The 16,679-nt window shown below is 65.0% G+C and carries 12 protein-coding genes; 6 read left to right on the top strand and 6 right to left on the bottom strand.

Annotated features, from left to right (window positions below; genetic code table 11):
- Positions 1-236: 236 nt before the first annotated feature.
- Genes soxG through glyA form a run of 5 tightly spaced genes read right to left on the bottom strand, consistent with a single transcriptional unit; the run spans position 237 to position 6,585 of the window.
- The gene (gene soxG / locus ATC04_RS01745) at positions 237-848 is read right to left on the bottom strand and encodes a sarcosine oxidase subunit gamma family protein (RefSeq protein ID WP_047120389.1); all 612 of its coding nucleotides are present in this window, start codon (positions 846-848) and stop codon (positions 237-239) included.
- Positions 841-3,744: a sarcosine oxidase subunit alpha gene (locus ATC04_RS01740; RefSeq protein WP_047120390.1), complete on the bottom strand. Its 2,904-nt coding sequence runs from the start codon at positions 3,742-3,744 to the stop codon at positions 841-843. The genes soxG and ATC04_RS01740 overlap by 8 nt, the downstream gene beginning before the upstream one ends.
- Positions 3,741-4,037: a sarcosine oxidase subunit delta gene (locus ATC04_RS01735; protein ID WP_047120391.1), complete on the bottom strand. Its 297-nt coding sequence runs from the start codon at positions 4,035-4,037 to the stop codon at positions 3,741-3,743. The genes ATC04_RS01740 and ATC04_RS01735 overlap by 4 nt, the downstream gene beginning before the upstream one ends.
- Positions 4,038-4,048: 11 nt before the next feature.
- The gene (locus tag ATC04_RS01730) at positions 4,049-5,266 is read right to left on the bottom strand and encodes a sarcosine oxidase subunit beta family protein (RefSeq protein ID WP_047120392.1); all 1,218 of its coding nucleotides are present in this window, start codon (positions 5,264-5,266) and stop codon (positions 4,049-4,051) included.
- Positions 5,267-5,268: 2 nt separating this feature from the next.
- A complete protein-coding gene (gene glyA / locus ATC04_RS01725) occupies positions 5,269-6,585 on the bottom strand; it encodes a serine hydroxymethyltransferase (protein WP_152666911.1) in 1,317 nt (438 codons plus the stop codon).
- Positions 6,586-6,739: 154 nt separating this feature from the next.
- Here glyA and ATC04_RS01720 point away from each other — a divergent pair, with 154 nt between their 5' ends.
- Positions 6,740-7,399 carry a GntR family transcriptional regulator gene (locus ATC04_RS01720; RefSeq protein ID WP_047120394.1) on the top strand — a complete coding sequence of 220 codons (660 nt, stop codon included), beginning with the start codon at positions 6,740-6,742 and terminating at the stop codon, positions 7,397-7,399.
- A 15-nt stretch (positions 7,400-7,414) separates the two neighbouring features.
- Here ATC04_RS01720 and ATC04_RS01715 read toward each other — a convergent pair whose 3' ends face one another.
- The gene (locus ATC04_RS01715; RefSeq protein ID WP_047120395.1) at positions 7,415-8,920 is read right to left on the bottom strand and encodes a PucR family transcriptional regulator; all 1,506 of its coding nucleotides are present in this window, start codon (positions 8,918-8,920) and stop codon (positions 7,415-7,417) included.
- Between the two features lie 407 nt (positions 8,921-9,327).
- On the opposite strand from ATC04_RS01715, the gene ATC04_RS01710 reads away from it, so the two are divergent.
- The 5 genes from ATC04_RS01710 (at position 9,328) to ATC04_RS01690 (ending at position 16,618) form a co-directional block, all read left to right on the top strand.
- Positions 9,328-10,122, top strand: coding sequence for a creatininase (locus ATC04_RS01710; protein WP_047120396.1), 795 nt, complete (start codon positions 9,328-9,330; stop codon positions 10,120-10,122).
- 1 nt (position 10,123) lies between these two features.
- A complete protein-coding gene (locus ATC04_RS01705) occupies positions 10,124-11,836 on the top strand; it encodes a BCCT family transporter (protein ID WP_231735875.1) in 1,713 nt (570 codons plus the stop codon).
- A 230-nt stretch (positions 11,837-12,066) separates the two neighbouring features.
- A complete protein-coding gene (locus ATC04_RS01700) occupies positions 12,067-13,323 on the top strand; it encodes an aminopeptidase P family protein (protein ID WP_047120397.1) in 1,257 nt (418 codons plus the stop codon).
- A 337-nt stretch (positions 13,324-13,660) separates the two neighbouring features.
- Complete coding sequence (locus ATC04_RS01695; protein WP_047120398.1) at positions 13,661-15,025, top strand: MFS transporter; 1,365 nt, start codon at positions 13,661-13,663, stop codon at positions 15,023-15,025.
- A gap of 249 nt (positions 15,026-15,274) precedes the next feature.
- Positions 15,275-16,618 (top strand): MFS transporter, encoded by a 1,344-nt coding sequence (locus tag ATC04_RS01690; protein WP_047120399.1) that lies wholly within the window; start codon positions 15,275-15,277, stop codon positions 16,616-16,618.
- The last annotated feature ends 61 nt before the right edge of the window (positions 16,619-16,679 follow it).

Here is a 16,679-nt window from a genome sequence, read left to right as displayed (position 1 = left end):
CCCCCTCGGCGGGCTGAACCGGTGAAGCCCCGGTGCCCGGCGGGAACCATCAACCCGCCGGGCAGGGACCGCTCAACGCTCCGCCGCCGGACCTCCCAATGCGGCGGCGAGGCGCAGCCCATCCCGGCTGAGCAACGCCGGCGCCGGTCGCCACCGACCGGTTCCCGGCACTGGACGTGGCGGGAACCGGTCAGGCCGCAAACCAGCCAGCGCCCGGAATGGAGGACTACGCCGCGCTAGGCGACCGGCTCCGAGGCGAATTCGCTCATCGCGTCGATCAGCCAGTGCACGGTGTGCTCGGTGAACGAGGCGCGCGGCAGGATGTACCAGGACTGCTCGCCGGTGCGCCACAGCAGCACCGGGATGTTCGCCAGCGTGGTGGTGATGGCGCGGTTGACGCCGAAGGCGCGCGGGTGCAGGTCCGCCGGGCAGCTCTTGCGCAGCACCAGCGGCGCGGCCGGTCCGGACAGTTCAAGCACACTGCGGTTGGCCGACAGGTCGACCACCTGGCCGGGCTCGTCCCCCAGCGCCGCAACCAGCTCTGCGGCAAGTTCCGCGCCTTCCGGCGCGATGGCCAGGAACTCGTCCGGTCCGAGCCAGAGCACCGCGGTGCCCTCCACGGAGCCTGCGACCTCCCCGACCTGCTGCGGCAGCCCGGTGCCGACGGCTTCTGCCAGCGCGGCGAATCCGCCGCTGCCAGGCACCGCGCGCACGCCGACCTGGGTGGCGAAGGCGATTTCCCGCAGCTGGACCGTGCCGGCGGTGGAGCCCTGGGCCATGGCTTCGGCCAGGTGCTCGGCCGGGGAACGGCGCACGGAGGTTGATTCAATCAGGGTGTTGCTAGCCATCGCGGCGGCTCCCTTCCGGGTCGAAAAGTACGAGATCGGAGACGAGGACATCGACCAGCTGGCCGTTGACCGGGGTCTTGAGCACTTCGCCGATGCGGCTGCGCCCGTTCTTAATCAGTGCCAGGCCGAAGGTGCGGCCCAGCGCCGGCGAGTTGTAGGAGCTGGTGACCCAGCCTTCCATCGGGGTGCAGCCCTCGGTTTCCACCGCGCCGTCGGCGACCAGGGCGGCGCCCTCGGCCAGCCGCAGCGCGGTGTCCACCGGCAGCACGGAGACCAGGTGCTTGCGATCCTCGCGCAGATTGTCTTCCCGCGAGAAGGAGCGCTTGCCCACGAAGTCCTTGAGCTTGGAGACCACCCATTCCATGCCGGCGTCCTGCGGGGTTACCGTGCCGTCGGTGTCCTGGCCGACGATGATGAATCCCTTTTCGGCGCGCAGCACGTGCATGGTTTCGGTGCCGTACGGCGTGATGTTGAATTCCTGCCCGGCGGCGTACACGTCTTCCCAGACGCGCAGGCCGTGCCAGGACGGGATCGCGATCTCGTAGGCCAGTTCGCCGGAGAAGGAGATGCGGCTGATGCGCGCCTCGATGCCCGAATCCAGGGTCACGTCCTGGAAGGACATGAACTTGAACGCGTCGTTGGAGACGTCCAGCCCGGTCACCAGCTTGGCCACCACATCGCGCGACCGCGGACCGACCACCGCCACGGTGGCCAGCTGCTCGGTCACCGAGGTGCAGGTGACATCCAGCTCCGGCCATTCGGTCTGCAGCCATTCCTCCAGCCAGTCCAGCACGCCGGCGGCGCCGCCGGTGGTGGTGTGCATCAGGAAGCGGTCCTCGGCCAGGCGCAGGGTCACGCCGTCGTCGAAGACCATGCCGTCGGCCTTGCACATCACGCCGTAGCGGGCCATGCCGACCTTCAGCTTGGTGTAGCCGTTGGTGTAGATGCGGTTCAGGAACTCGGCTGCATCCGCGCCGCGGATCTCGATCTTGCCCAGGGTGGTGGCGTCGAGCATGCCCACCGACTCGCGCACCGCTGCGCATTCGCGGTAGACCGCCGCGTCCATGTCTTCCCCGTCCTGCGGGAAGTACCAGGCGCGCTTCCACTGGCCCACGTCCTCGAACTTCGCGCCCTGCGCCAGGTGCCAGGAGTGCATCGGGGTGATGCGCGCCGGGTCCAGCAGCTCACCGCGGGTCCGGCCGGCCAGGGCGGCGAAGGCGACCGGGGTGTACGGGGCGCGGAAGGTGGTGGTGCCGATCTCGGCCGGGTTCTCGATGCCCAGCACCGCGGCGATCACGCCGATGGCCGCGACGCCAGAGGTCTTGCCTTGGTCATTGGCGGTGGAGATCGAGGTGTACCGCTTGATATGCTCCACCGATTCCAGGCCTGCGCCGGTGGCACGCAGCACGTCGGAGACGGTCTGGTCGCGCTGCAGGTCGACGAAGTGGGTGGTGTAGTTCGTTGCCTGGTCGCCGTTCAGCGAGGGCACCAGCCAAACCGGGCGGGTTTCCCCGGCCGGCACCGGCAGCGCCTGCGGCACCTGGGCGATGCGCTCGAAGCCCGCGGCGGTGGCCGCCGCGGCCCCCACCGCGGCGCCGGTGGACAGCGCGCTGGCGGTGTCGAACAGGCCGGTCAGCGCGCCGGCCAGGTGCTGGTTGGCCACTGCCGCGTCAGGGACGAAGGCGTGGATCGAGGTGTCCCACACCAGCTTGCCCTGGCGCTGTGAGTGCAGGTGCACCACCGGGTTGAAGCCGCCGGCCACTGCCAGCACGTCGGCCTCGAAGCGCTGCGGCTCGCCCAGGTCGCGGTCCTCGCCCAGCTCGGCGACGATCACTGCCGACAGTTCGCCTGACTCGTTGGCTTCGGTGTCCACGACGACGGAGCCAGTGATGACACGAACCCCGGCGCCCACTGCTTCCGCCGCCGCGGCGGACACCGTGGTACGGGCATCGATGACGGCGACTACTCCACCGCTGGCGGCGAGGTCCGCAACCAGCGGGTAGGCGGAGTCGTTGGTGGTAGCCACGACGATCTGCGCCCCGGCGCGCACGCCGTAGCGGTTCAGGTAGCTGCGCACGGCGCCGGCGAGCATGATGCCCGGGCGGTCGTTGTTCTCGAACACGATCGGGCGCTCGTGGGCGCCGGTGGCCAGCACCACCTGGTTAGCGCGGATGTGCCAGATGCGTTCACGCGAGACGCCGGCGCCGGAAGGCCTATCCAGGTGCACGGTGCGACGCTGCACGGCGACCACGTAGTTCGCGTCGTAGGAGCCGAGCACTGTGGTGCGCTGCAGGTGGGTGGTTTCCTCGGCCGCTGCCAGCTCGGCGACGGTCGCATCGATCCACGCTGCGGCATCCTGGCCGTCGATCTGCTCGCCGGCGGCATCGCGCAGCGAGCCTCCGGCTTCGGCGCGCTCATCCAGCAGCAGCACACGGGCCCCGGAGCGGGACGCCTCGCGGGCGGCGGCCAGGCCGGCAGGGCCGGCGCCTACCACCAGCACATCGGTGTGCACGTGCACGTGGTCGTAGTAGGCCGGATCGGTGCTCGGGTCCAGCACGCCCAGGCCGCGCAGCAGCGTGGCGCTCAGGTTGGCGGTCACCGGAACGGTGGTGGCGGCGAGCATCGACTCGTTGATGTCCTGCTCGTGGCGGGCCTCCACGGTCACCAGGGCGTTGGGCTCCTCGACGCCGGCGGAGAAGATACCGCGCGGGCGGTCCAGGTACATCGAGTTGCCGCAGGCGCGCTGGCCGTTGGCGAGCATGGCGCTGGCTACGGTGTCGCCACGGAAGGCTTCCAGCTGCTTTCCGTCGACCGTCAGGACCAGGGCTTCTCCGCGGTCGATCCGGGCGGCCGGGGACTGCTCGGCCGGCAGCCGGTAGGACGTGTTCTGGCTCATCGGGATCCTCCCTGGGTGTTCAGTTCCGGACGCGGTTCCCCGGCCCGGTAGACTGCCTTGAATTCATAGGTTGCGGTATCGCGCAGGGCGTTGAACCACTTGCGGCATCCGCCGGAGTGGACCCAGCGTTCGGCGAAGATCCCCTTGGAGTTCTCGCGGTAGAACAGGTAGCGGGACCATTCCTTGTCGCTCAGGGCGTTCGGGTCCTCGGGGTAGGCCACATGGGCCTGGCCGCCGTAGGAGAATTCGGTTTCGTTGCGCGGCCCGCAGTTCGGGCATTCAATCAGCATCATGGTGGCTGCTCCTAGTGGGCCACGGCTGCTGCGCCGTGTTCGTCGATCAGGTGGCCGGTTTCAAAACGTTCCAGGCTGAACGGTGCGTTCAACGCGTGGGCCTCGTCGTTGGCAATGGTGTGCGCCAGGGTGAAACCGGCGCCCGGGGTTCCCTTGAAGCCGCCGGTACCCCAGCCGCAGTTGACGTAGAGGTTCTGGATCGGCGTCTTGGAAATGATTGGCGAGGCGTCCATGGTGGTGTCCACGATGCCGCCCCAGGTGCGCAGCACGTGCGCCCGGGCGAAGATCGGGAACAGCTCCACCGCGGCGGCCATCTGTTCCTCGATCACGTGGAACGCGCCGCGCTGGCCATAGCCGTTGTAGCTGTCGATGCCCGCGCCCATGACCAGTTCGCCCTTGTGGGCCTGGGAGACGTAGACGTGGATGTGGTTGGACATGACCACCGTCGGGTGGACCGGTTCGAACAGCTCGGAGACCAGGGCCTGCAGCGGGTGGGACTGGATGGGCAGTTCGAAGCCCGCCAGTTCCGCCAGCACCGAGGAGTGCCCGGCACCGGCCAGGGCGACCTTGCCGGCGTGGATGGTGCCGCGCGTGGTCTTCACGCCGGTGACCTTCTCGCCGTCCTTCAGGAAGCCGGTGACTTCGCAGTTCTGGATGATGTCCACGCCCATTTCGTTGGCCTTGCGGGCGAAGGCCCAGGCCACGTGGTCGTGCTTGGCGATGCCGGCGCGCGGCTGGTAGGTGGCGCCCATGACCGGGTAGCGGATGTCGTCGCCGATGTTGATGATCGGGCAGACTTCCTTGACCTGTTCCGGGGTGAGCCACTCGGCGTCGACTCCGTTGAACTTGTTGGCCTCCACGCGGCGCACTGATTCGCGCACATCTCCCAGGGTGTGGGCGAGGTTCAGCACGCCGCGCTGGGAGAACAGGAAGTCGTAGTCCAGTTCCTCGGGCAGCTGCTCCCACAGCTTCAGGGACTTCTCGTAAATGCCCGCGGATTCGTCCCACAGGTAGTTCGAGCGGATGATGGTGGTGTTGCGGGCCATGTTCCCGCCGGCCAGCCAGCCCTTTTCCAGGACGGCGACGTTGGTGATGCCGTGGTTCTTGGCCAGGTAGTAGGCGGTGGCCAGGCCATGGCCGCCGCCGCCGACGATGACGACATCATAGGACTTCTTCGGCTCCGGGTTGGCCCAGAGGAATTCCGGGTGCTCAGGCAGCAAATCAGCCATGGCTATTCTCCGATCTTTTTCAGGTTTGGGTACAGTGGGTGGGCTGCGGCCAGCTCCAGAACCCGGGCCTTCAACTCCGGCAACACCCCGGTGTTGCCCTCGGCCCCGGCAATCAGGGTCTGCGCGATGATCTCCGCAACCTCGGCAAACGCCTCCTCGGAGAACCCGCGGGTCGCCAATGCCGGGGTGCCGATCCGCAACCCGCTGGTAGTCATCGGCGGACGCGGGTCAAACGGCACCGAATTGCGGTTCACCGTGATCTCCACCTTCGCCAGCAGATCCTCGGCCTGCTGCCCATCCAGCTCGCTGTGGCGCAGGTCCACCAGCACCAGGTGCACATCCGTGCCGCCGGTCAACACGCTGATGCCCTTGGCGGCCACATCGGCCTGGGTCAACCGCTGCGCCAAAATCCGCGAACCGGCCAGGGTGCGCTGCTGGCGCTCCTTGAACTCCGGCGAGGCGGCGATCTTGAACGCCACCGCCTTGCCCGCGATCACATGCTCCAGCGGGCCGCCCTGCTGGCCAGGGAACACCGCCGAGTTCAGCTTCTTGGCGATCTCCGCATCATTCGACAGGATGATGCCGCCGCGAGGGCCTGCCAGGGTCTTGTGCGTGGTCGAGGTGACCACATGCGCATGCGGCACCGGCGACGGGTGCAGCCCGGTGGCGACCAGGCCGGCGAAGTGCGCCATGTCCACGAACAGGTACGCCCCGACCTTGTCCGCGATTTCGCGGAAGCGGACGAAGTCCAGCTGGCGAGGGTAGGCCGACCAGCCGGCCACGATCATCTTCGGCTGGTGCTCGATGGCCAGGCGCTCGACCTCGTCCATGTCCACCAGGTTCGTCTCCTCGTCCACGCCGTACGGGACGATGTTGAACAGGCGGCCGGAGAAGTTGATCTTCATGCCGTGGGTCAAATGCCCGCCGTGGGCCAGGTTCAAGCCCAGCACGGTATCGCCCGGACGCACCAGCGCGTGGTAGACCGAGGCGTTGGCCTGGGCCCCGGAGTGCGGCTGGACGTTGGCGAACTTCGCGCCGAACAGTTCCTTGACGCGCTCGATGGCCAGGGTCTCGATGACGTCGACCTCTTCGCAGCCGCCGTAGTAGCGGCGGCCCGGGTAGCCCTCGGCGTACTTGTTGGTCAGCACCGAACCCTGCGCCTGCATCACGGCCTGGGCCGTGTGGTTTTCCGAGGCGATCATTTCCAGGCCGCGCTGCTGGCGGGCCAGCTCGGCATCGATCCGCTGCGCGACCTCCGGATCCAGCTCGACCAGGGACTGGGTCAGCGATTCAGCAGCAAGCGTTTGAGTTTGAAGCACCACATTCTCCCTAAAAGTATGAATTGCCGACAACTGATATATCAATGTCTGCGTCTTAGCGTATGATGTAAGCCACACCCCGTCAATGGGTGGGACGAAGATTTCTTTACCGGCCCTGCCCGCGGCAGAATAGACATCAACAAGGGAGCGTGAAATGACAAGCTTGACCGGAGTAATCACTGGCACCGAATCCATGGCGGAACGCTCGTATCGCATTTTGCGCGACCGGCTGATCATGATGGATATCGCTCCCGGCGACCCGATCAACGAGGCGCAGCTGGCGGTCGATCTGGACATGGGCCGCACGCCGATCCGCGAAGCGCTCAAGCGTCTGGAGGTCGACCATCTGGTGGTTTCCTACCCCCGGCGCGGGACTTTTGCCACGGGCGTCGACATCACCGAGCTGGCCGCGATCTCCGAGATGCGCCTGGTGCTCGAGCCCTTGGCCTCGCGCCGTGCGGCCGAACATCGCGGGGGCGCCTATCGCGGGGAACTCGAACGCACCATGAGCGCGATCCTGTCCTTGGACCTGAGCGGCGACCGGCGCGAATTGATGGAATACGACCTCGAAGTGCACCGGCTGATCTACCGCGCGGCGCAGAACCAGCATCTGCAGGAGACGCTGGTGCGCCTGGACAACCTGGCGACCCGCATCTGGTGCATGGTGCTTGACCGGCTGCCAGATCTCCACGGGCACATTGCCGAGCATGCAACGCTGATCAAGCTCATTCTGGACGGGGACGCCGACGAGGCGGAACAGCTGGCAGCCAAGCACGTCATCGGTTTCGAAAAAACCATCCGCAGCGTGCTTTAGCGCGCTGCACTGCTTTTAATCCCGCAGCGCCAGCCACGCCGCCAGATGCACGGGCAGTACCCTGCCATTGACGCGCGGGTCTCCCCCGATCAGCGCGAAGATCTTCGCCAGGCGCTTGTGCAGCGTCTGGCGCTCCACGTATAACCGCGCCGCAGTCTCCGTGGCGTGGCAGCCGCTGGCCAACCAGGCTTCAAGCGTCTTGAGCAACTGCCCGTCCTTGTCGCGGTCCGCGTCAAGGAGCTCCCCGATCTGCTCTGCGATGAATTCCCGCAACTTCTCGGGTTCATCCAGCTGCGCCACCAGGCGCTGCAGGGCGTAGTCCAGCGCATCCCGCACCGTGCCTTCGTCCCCGCTGGCCGCGCCCCAGGACTCGATGGACTCCGCCTGCGTCAGCGACCAGCGCGCGCGGGAAACATCCAACGCAATGGGGCCGACACAGCATTCCAGCTGTTCGCCGCGCAACGCCGCGCGCAGGCGCTGGACCAGTTCGGCCCGGGAACGACGGGGCGCGACTGGATCCAGGATGCACAGTGCATACAAGCGGTGGCCCTGCACATAGGTGAACACCCGCTGGCCGCCGGCGCGCAGGTGGCGTGCAAGTTCCGCACGATCCCGCGACACGTCCACGCCTTGCAGCACCAGCATGCACAACGGCGCCCCCGCGGCGATCTGCGCCTCCGCGGCCCGGTGCACCACGTAGTTCTCGCCTCCCGCGTTCACGATCGACTGCAGCAGCGCCAACGTGGCAGCCTGCTGGGCGCTGGGTTTGTAGTGCTGGGAGAATGCCAGCGTCACAATGCTCCCAAGCCTGTCCGCCACCAGCTCCAAGCGCTGCTGATGATGTTGCGCCTGCGCATGCAGCACCAGCCGCGCCGCGGCATCGCCGCCGATATACAGGTTCACCGAGACATCGAACTGTCCAGACTTCTCTTCCTGCAGCCTATGCAGCACCGCCCGCTGCGAGGCGGCGATCACCGCTCCTTCCTGATTGACGATCTCCGCACCCAGACGCAGCTGGTTGTCGATCATCTCCAGCAGCGGCACCAGGGCCGGACCGGCCACCGCCAGATGCTGGGCCAGCTGCTGGGAAATGGCATCGGCCTGCTGCAGCGCCGAAGCCTGCTCGGAAACAATCCTGGTATTGATCTTTTCAGCCAGAGCCACAAAGGGCACCGTCTCCTGCAGCTGGTACAGCGGCAGTTCCAGCTCTGCCGCCGCCTCCACGAACTCCTGCGCCAACTGCTTTTCCGGCCCGACGCGTTCAATCACGAGCGCTGCGACACGGCATTCAGCCAGCATCGCCAGATATTGCCGCTGCTGCTCGAAGGGAAGCTTCAGCACCGACTCGCCGGTAGTCAGCAAGAGCTCCGCGCCGTGGATAAGCCCGGCAAGCTGCACCACTTCACTGGTATGCACCCAGCGAACGTACACCTCGCTCTCCACCGTGCCCGCTGCCAAAAGCCGCGGCCGGGCCGACCGCATCAACGGGTCGGCCATGATTTCAGACAGGGTAACGAGCATGGCTTCCTCCCGACGGCGCGAGTACTGCACAGTAACTCTCAAATATTGGAGCACAAGTGACTCTTTGTCACTCAGAACCTCGTATATGACGACATTTTGCATGTATCAGCCATCACACTACGCTCCCTATGCTTTGAGTCAACGCACTTCCCTCACTTCTTTTTCGCACGAATCGAGGAGACATGAAAAGTCTGCGAACGACAGCATCCCGGCATTCCATCCGCGAGGATGACGCCAACCTGCAACTCAGACTCGGTGGCGGGTAAGCCGGAAACCGCTTTGCCGCTCGCGGCGCACCGGCCGCGGCCGTCGGGCCCGGATCCAGACAGCTTGATCCAGGGCCATGGCGGCGGCGAGTAACCGAGGACTTCCCCGCACCCCACCACCTGCTAGTCAAGGAGAGAACGTTGCCTTCTGTTTTCCTAGAAGAAATCGATGCCCAGAGTTACGCATCCTACGTATCGCGCATGGATTCCACTGTCATCATCCCCACCGGAGCCACCGAACAGCACGGCCCGCACATGCCCCTGGGAGTCGACGCCATGCTGTCCAAGGCCATCGCCGGACAGGTTGCCCAGCGTATCGGCGCGCTGGTAGCCCCGGTCTTCAGCTACGGCTATAAGTCGCAGCCGCGCTCCGGCGGAGGAAACCACCGGGTGGGTACCACCAGCCTGGGCGCCGGCACCTTGATCGGCAAAATCGAGGAGATCGCCGCGTCCTTCATGGCCCAGGGCTTCAAGAACGTCGTGGTGCTCAACGGGCACTTCGAGAACTACCAGTTCCTCTACGAGGGCCTCGACAAGGCCGTGGCTGGCGCATTGCAGGCCGGTTCAACCTCGCGGGCGGTGCTGATGTCCTACTGGGATTTCGTGGACGAGCAGACCCTGGAGCAGGTGTTCCCCGAGGGGTTCCTGGGCTGGGACATCGAGCACGGAGGCGTGCTGGAAACCTCGCTGATGCTGCTGCTGCATCCCGAGCTGGTGCAAATGGACCGCGTGGTGGATCATCCCCCTGCGACGCTCACCTCCTACGACGTGTTCCCGGAGGATCCTGCACGCACTCCGGCCAGCGGGTGCCTTTCCAGCGCGAAAAACGCCACCGCCGCCCGCGGCCAGCTGCTGCTGGATGCGGTGACCTCGGCCCTGGGCGCTTCACTGGGCCAGGAGCTCAACCTTTCAAACCAGATGATCGAGGTGGACTAGCATGTCTACCGATCACGTGCCGATGCGCACCGACAAGGCAAAGAACCCGCCGGTGGAGCTGCCGCGCTTCATGGGCCGGCATATCCCGCCGCTGGACCGGCTGCTGATCCGCATCATCCCGCCCATCCTCATCGTGGCGGTGATCATCTGGGTCCTGCTCAACCCCGACGGCGCCTCTGCGGTCATTTCGGACCTGCGCACCTTTGTCACCGGGCAGTTCACCTGGTTGTTCATCCTGTATTCGGCGTTCGCGCTCGTGGTGTGTATCTGGCTGGCTTCCAGCAAGGTGGGCAAGGTGCGCCTGGGCGGCCCCAAGGCCAAACCCCGGCACAGCAAATTCGCGTGGTACTCCATGCTCTTCGCCTGCGGACAGGGCATCGGCCTGATCTTCTGGTCGGTCGCCGAGCCAATCATGCTGCGCAACGAGAACCCGGTGATCCCCGCAGGACCCGAGGGGGCGTCCGAGGGCGGGATCATCTGGACCTACTTCCACTGGGGCCTGACTGCTTGGGCCATGTACTGCGTGGTCGCGGTCTGCCTGGCGTACTCACACCACAATCTCGGCAAGACCTTGACCTTCCGCGAAGCCACAGTCGACATCCTGCCGAAATGGTCCCAGCGCGGGGCCGGAGTGGTGGTGGAGCTGCTGGCGATCATCGCCACCGTCCTCGGGCTGGCGACGTCCTTCGGTTTCGCCACAATGCAGTTCAGCTCCGGCCTCACCTCGTTCCTGGGCATCGAGGCATCTCCGATGATGTGGATGATGGTCATCGCGGTGTTCACCGGCATTACCGCCATCTCGGCCATCGTGGGCATCAACAAGGGCATGGCGCGGATCTCCAGCCTGAACTCGATCCTCAGCATCGTGCTGGTCGGCGCTGTCTTCATTTTCGGTCCGACCCTGTACATCGTTTCCACCTTGTCCCAGACCTTTGGCGGCTTCATGGCGAACTTCGTCAACATGAGCCTGTGGACCGACGCGGGAATCACCGCGCAGTCGCTGGAATCCTGGCAGGACAGCTGGAACGGCTGGTGGACTGTCTTCATCTGGTGCTGGGTCATCGCCTTCTCGCCCTTCGTTGCCGGATTCATTGCCCGCATTTCCCGCGGCCGCACCATCCGCGAGTTCGTCATCGGCGTGACGGTCATCCCGACGCTGATTGTGATGACCTGGATCGGCGTCATCGGCTCTGCCGCGATCTACTACGACGACCAGAGCAATCGAGGCATCAGCGAGGCGGTAGCCACGGATACGTCAGCCGGCCTGTTCGCCATGCTGGAGCACATCCCGTTCGTCGGCGCCATCCTGCTGGTGGTCTCCACGATCCTGGTGGCCACGTACTACGTGACCTCCCTCGATTCGGGAATCTACGCTCTGAGCGAGTTCGTTTCCGCGCCGAACAAGTCCGGGCCGGTATTCCGTGTGGTCCTGGTGGTCAGCATCGCCACGGTTGCCACCGTGCTGCTGACGCTGGGCGGCACCGCAGTGGTGGACACGGTCCAGACCGGCACCATTATCGGCGCGTTCCCGTTCTCCTTCGTGATCCTGCTGATGATCGTGAACCTGATCCGGCGGCTGCTTAAACGCGACAGGGCAATTAAGCAGCTGGAAAAGGACATCAACAACCCGGATCCGTCGCTGCTATTCGTGCCCGACCCCAACGGGACGGGCGCAATCAGCAAGAAAATCACCGATGACATCGGCGAATCCTAGATTCGCCGGCACTGATTTCGCAGCGCTTACAAGGCGCCGCGTGGCGGATGCTCAACATTCGGCATCCGCCACGGAACGGTCCTTGGCCTGCATCCAAAAGATTCTTCAGGCACCCACTTGACAGTGACCTGAAGCACAAATACGCTGAGTGCAACGGTGTTGCAATGAATGCAACTTAATTGTTCCCAGCTTTCTAAACACCTCAAACAACTTCCAAAAGGAGTCAAGCAATGACCACTTCCTCGAACATCGCCACCAACGTCTCCGAATTGGCCCGCCTGAAGACCCTGCATAACGGCACCAAGGAACAGCTGACCTTCTCGGACGCGGAGTTCGAGCGCCGCTTGGCCGGACTGCGCCAGATCATGGCAGCGAAGTCCCTGGACGCAGTCATCCTGACCAGCTACCACGGCATCAAGTACTACTCGGACTTCCTCTACACGACCTTCGGCCGCAACTACGCGCTGGTGGTCACCGCAAAGAACTCAACCACCGTCACCGCGAACATCGACGCCGGTATGCCATGGCGCACCAGTTACGGTGAGAACATCGTGTACACCGATTGGAAGCGCGACAACTTCTACTACGGCCTGCAGGAAGCCCTGAAGCGCGACGGAGTGAAGGCCTCGCGCATCGGCGTCGAGGACGACTTCCTGCCAGGCCTGACCCGTCAGAAGATCCAGGACACCTTCGCAGGCGCCACCCTGCTCGACGTTTCGCAGGACGCCATGCGCCAGCGCATGATCAAGTCCGCCGAGGAAATCGAGGTCATCAAGCACGGCGCCCGCATCGGAGACCTGGGCGGCGAGGCTATCAAGGCGGCGATCCGCGAAGGCATCTCCGAGTACGAGGTCGCGCTGATCGGCACCGAGGCTATGGTGCACGAGATCGCCAAGACCTTCCCGCACCGCGAAGTGCGCGACACTTGGGTCTGGTTCCAGTCCGGAATCAACACCGACGGCGCCCACAACTGGGCCACCACCCGCAAGCTGCAGCGCGGAGACATCCTGTCGCTGAACTGCTTCCCGATGACCTCGGGCTACTACACTGCCCTGGAGCGCACCTTGTTCCTCGGCGAGCCGGATGCCCGCAGCCTGGAACTGTGGAACGTCAACGTCGAGGTCCACAAGCGCGGCCTGGAACTGATCAAGCCGGGCGCGGTCTGCAAGGACATCGCCGCGGAGCTAAACGAAATCTACATCGCCCACGGCCTGCTGCCGAACCGCACCTTCGGCTACGGCCACTCCTTCGGCGTCCTGTCGCACTACTACGGCCGCGAAGCAGGTCTTGAGCTGCGCGAGGACATCGATACCGTGCTGGAGCCGGGCATGGTCGTCTCCATGGAGCCGATGATCACCATCATGGACGGCGAGCCGGGCGCCGGCGGCTACCGCGAGCACGACATCCTGGTGATCAACGAAGACAACACCGTTGAGAACATCACCAAGTTCGGCTTCGGTCCGGAAAACAACATCATCGACGCCTAGGCCGATCCGCCCCGGGGCCCGGATGAGCGATTCCTGCGCTCGCCCGGGCCCCGAACGCGGCTTTCGCCGCTTTTATCTTGAACCGCAGCGGAGCAGACTCCGCTCCGAAGAAAATAGCTTTTCAGCATCCACAGGGCATTGCAGGCCCCAGCCTGCCGAGAATGCCAGCGGCCAGCCAGGCCGCACCGCTGCAGGGCCGGCCACGCCGCCCGCCAGGGATTTCACCGCGGCAACTCAGCCTGCTAACACTCAATGGCGATGAACTTGCGCCATCCGTTTATTAAACACCTCCACGCCGCAGCCGCTGCGGCGCAAAACAAACATGGTGGTACACCCAATGACGAACGAAAACTCATCATCAGGAAAAGGGATTGCTCCCAAAATCGATTTGGGGCCAACACTCAGCGGCCAGAACCGGCCAAACCCCGAAGGGGTCGGCTCGGCAACCCGCCGCAAGGTCGTAGCAGCCAGCTTCATCGGCAACTTCGTCGAATGGTTCGACTACGCGGCCTACGGATACCTGGCTGTCACCATCTCGGTGGTGTTCTTCCCCGAATCCGCACCGGAAACCGCGCTGCTGCTGACCTTCGCCCTCTTCGCAATTTCCTTCCTGGTCCGCCCGCTGGGCGGCTTCGTCTGGGGGCATATCGGAGACAAGATCGGCCGACGCGAAGCGCTTTCCTGGTCCATCCTGCTCATGTCGGGCGCGACCTTCTGCATCGCCCTGCTTCCCGGCTACGCCACCATCGGCCTCGCGGCTCCTCTATTGCTGCTGCTTCTGCGTCTGGTCCAGGGCTTCTCCGCTTCTGGCGAATACGCCGGCGCTTCGGCCTTCCTGGTGGAATACGCCCCGGCCAACAAGCGAGGCCTGTACGCGGCCGTCGTGCCGGCCAGCACCGCCACCGGCCTGCTGCTGGGTTCGCTCATGGCGGCGCTGCTCACCGGCCTGCTAACCGCCGAGGACATGCAGTCCTGGGGCTGGCGCATCCCGTTCCTGCTGGCCGCTCCAATGGGTCTGATCGGCCGCTACATCCGCACCAAACTGGAGGATTCGCCGGTCTTCCGCGAGCTCTCCCAGGAAGACGAAGTCATCAAGGCACCGGTCAAGTCCCTCTTCCGCGACCACTGGCGTCGCCTACTGCTGGCTGCGGGCGCGGTATTGCTGAACGCTGTCGGTTTCTACGTGATCCTTTCCTACATGCCCACATACCTGTCCCAGGAACTCGGCCTGGATGCAACCGCCTCCTATGTGGCCACCACCGTGGCGCTGGTGACCTATATCGGCTTCATTTTCCTCACTGGCATGCTTTCGGACAGGTTCGGGCGCAAGCGCGTGCTGATCAGCGCGTCCATCGCGTTCGTCATCGCAACGGTTCCCGCATTCATGCTCCTGAACACCGGGAATTTCCTGGTCATCGTCCTGGTGCAAATTCTGCTTGGCGCGATGCTGACCCTGAACGACGGAACCTTGCCGAGCTATCTGGCTGAAATGTTCCCCACCAAGGTCCGCTACTCCGGATTCGCCGTATCCTTCAACCTGTCCAATGCGCTATTCGGCGGGACCGCGCCCTTTGTCGCGACCCTGCTCGTCGCCACCTCCGGGAACCTGCTGGCTCCGGGTTGGTACCTGATGGGCGCGGCAGTGATCTCGCTGATCGCAGTGGCTTGCTCGGTTGAAACCAGCCGCAAACCCCTGGACTGAGCGCCCTCAATAGAACCGCAACTTCGGCAGGTGCACGTCGCATGAGGCAATCGCGATGTGCACCTGCCGTTGTGCTTGAACCCCAAGTCAGCGCCACCCCCCCGGAGCCCCGTGCGGCGGTTCCACCGAGGGCCGGCTGAAAACTTTCCCCGAGCCCCTTGACTGTGAACTGGAGCACATCTAGCATTAAGCAACACGGTTGCGTTGATTGCAACTGCCCGAATTCCCTCCAACCGACGGCGGTGGACCATGACCGAGCATGACCAGTCCCAAGGCTCGCAGACCCGGCTGCTTCCGGCAGCACCCGGCGCAGGCACGGCGCAGATCGACCCAGGTGTTCGCCGCAAGGTTGTCGCGGCCAGCTTCATCGGAAACTTCGTCGAATGGTTCGACTACGCGGCCTACGGATACCTGGCCGTCACCATTTCCGCAGTCTTCTTCCCGAGCGAAGACCGCCAGCTTGCCCTGATGATGACCTTCGGCGTCTTCGCCATCTCGTTCCTGGTACGCCCGCTGGGCGGTTTCATCTGGGGCCACCTGGGCGACAAGATCGGCCGCCGCACCGCCCTGTCCTGGTCGATCCTGCTGATGACCGGCGCCACCTTCTGCATCGCGCTGCTTCCGGGCTATGCCGCCATCGGCGTGGCCGCGCCGCTGATGCTGCTGGCGCTGCGCCTGGTGCAGGGCTTCTCTGCCGCCGGAGAATACGCCGGGGCCTCGGCGTTCCTGGTGGAATACGCTCCAGCCAACAAGCGCGGCCTGTACGCCGCGGTAGTCCCCGCCAGCACCGCCACCGGGCTCCTGCTCGGTTCGCTGATGGCTGCGGTGCTCACCGGGGCGCTGAGCGCCGACCAGATGGAAAGCTGGGGCTGGCGCATCCCGTTCCTGCTGGCCGCCCCGATGGGCCTGATCGGCCGCTACATCCGGACCAAGCTCGAGGATTCACCGGCGTTCCTCGAAGCCTCCGAGGAACCGTCGCAGGACAGCTCCCCGGTGCGCGACCTGTTCCGCAACCACTGGCGCCAGCTGCTCCAAGCGGCCGGTGCAGTGCTGCTGAACGCCGTGGGCTTCTACGTGATCCTCTCCTACATGCCGACCTACCTCTCCGAGGAGCTGGGACTGGATGCGACCCGCTCGTACCTGGCCACCACCGTGGCACTGGCCACCTATATCGGATTCATCTTCCTGACCGGCATGCTCTCCGACAAGTTCGGCCGCAAGCGCGTGCTGATCTCCGCGTCGATCCTGTTCATCGTGTTCATCGTCCCGGCCTTCATGCTGCTGGAGACCGGCAATTTCCTGGTCATCGTGCTGGTGCAGATCCTGCTCGGCGCGATGCTGACGCTGAACGACGGAACCCTGCCCAGCTTCCTAGCCGAGATGTTCCCGACCAAGGTCCGCTACTCCGGATTCGCCGTCTCCTTCAACCTGTCCAACGCCCTGTTCGGTGGCACCGCACCGTTCGTGGCCACCCTGCTCATTGCCACCTCCGGCAACCTGCTGGCCCCGGGCTGGTACCTGATGGGCGCCGCGGTGATCTCCCTGGTCGCGGTGGCCTGCTCCGTGGAAACCAGCCGCAAGCCGCTGAGCTGAAACAACCCAAGCTAGCCGGGCGCACCTGCCGCCCGGCTAGTATCTTTTAAAGGACGAAATG

Origin of the sequence: Arthrobacter sp. YC-RL1 (assembly GCF_001454985.1) — a bacterium.
In the GTDB taxonomy this organism is placed as follows: Bacteria; Actinomycetota; Actinomycetes; order Actinomycetales; family Micrococcaceae; genus Glutamicibacter; species Glutamicibacter soli.
Note: the sequence above shows the minus strand (reverse complement) of the source record. Positions and strands in the feature narration are given on the sequence as shown.